The sequence below is a fragment of the Saccharomonospora iraqiensis subsp. paurometabolica YIM 90007 genome (assembly GCF_000231035.2).
Classification (GTDB): domain Bacteria; phylum Actinomycetota; class Actinomycetes; order Mycobacteriales; family Pseudonocardiaceae; genus Saccharomonospora; species Saccharomonospora paurometabolica.
In genome coordinates this window covers 16,508-17,513 of sequence record NZ_KI912213.1, presented here as the reverse complement: position 1 = coordinate 17,513, position 1,006 = coordinate 16,508, and the positions used below count along the sequence as shown (strand labels likewise).

Genomic DNA, 1,006 nt, shown 5'->3' with positions numbered 1-1,006 from the left:
CCGCCCGGACCAGGGCCAGCGCCGACCCGCCGAAGCCGCCCCCGGTCATCCGGGCCCCGAGCGCCCCCGCCGACCGGGCGGCCCCGACGGCGAGGTCGAGTTCGGGGCAGGACACCCGGTAGTCGTCGCGCAGACTGTCGTGGGAGGCGTTCAGGGCGGGCCCGATGTCGCCGGGTCTGCCCGCCCTCAGGTGCCGGACCACGTCCAGCACCCGTGCGTTCTCGGACACGACGTGGGTGACCAGCGGTGCGAGGTCGCCGGGCAGTCGGGCCACGGTGTCGTCGAGCCGGTCCGGGGTGACCTCGCGCAACGACCCGAGTCCGAGCTCGCGGGCGGCCGCGGCGGTGGCCGCCCTGCGGTCCCCGTAGGCCGAGTCACCGAGCGCGTGTTTGACCCGGGTGTCGACCACGAACACCCGCAGTCCCGCGGCCGCGGTGTCGAACGGGATCTGTTCGAGCGTGCCGGTACCCACGTCGAAGAACAGCGCGTGCCCGGGCACGCAGCACAGCGCCGCCGTCTGGTCGAGCGCACCCGTGGGCACCCCGACGAACTCGTTCTCCGCGCGCTGCGCGAGCCGCGCGAGCCGGCGCCGGGTGCGCAGGTCCGGCTCGGGCGACGGGGCTCCGGAGGGGTCGGTGCGGTCGGTGAGCTCCGTCAGTGCCAGGGCCACCGCACATTCGAGGGCCGCGGAGGACGACAGACCCGCGCCGCTCGGCACGGTGCCCGCGAGGACGAGGTCGGCCCCGTGGGTGAGTCCGCACTCCTCCCGGAATGCCCAGACCACCCCGGCGACGTAGGACGCCCAGCCACCCGGTTCCCCGGGCCGCAACCGGTGCAGGTCGACGGGGGCGGCGTGCTGGAGCCGTCCGTCGGAGCCGCGGGTGGCCACGGTGACCCGGGTGTCCCCGCGGGGCGCGACCGCCGCGGCGACGCGGTGCGGCAACGCGAACGGCAGCACGTACCCGTCGTTGTAGTCGGTGTGCTCACCGATGAGGTTGACCCGGCC

At 75.7% G+C, this 1,006-nt stretch carries 1 protein-coding gene; it reads right to left on the bottom strand.

Annotated elements, in window-relative coordinates; translation table 11 throughout:
• A partial coding sequence (locus SACPADRAFT_RS25635; RefSeq protein WP_007027749.1) for a galactokinase occupies positions 1 to 1,006 on the bottom strand: 1,006 nt, incomplete at both ends.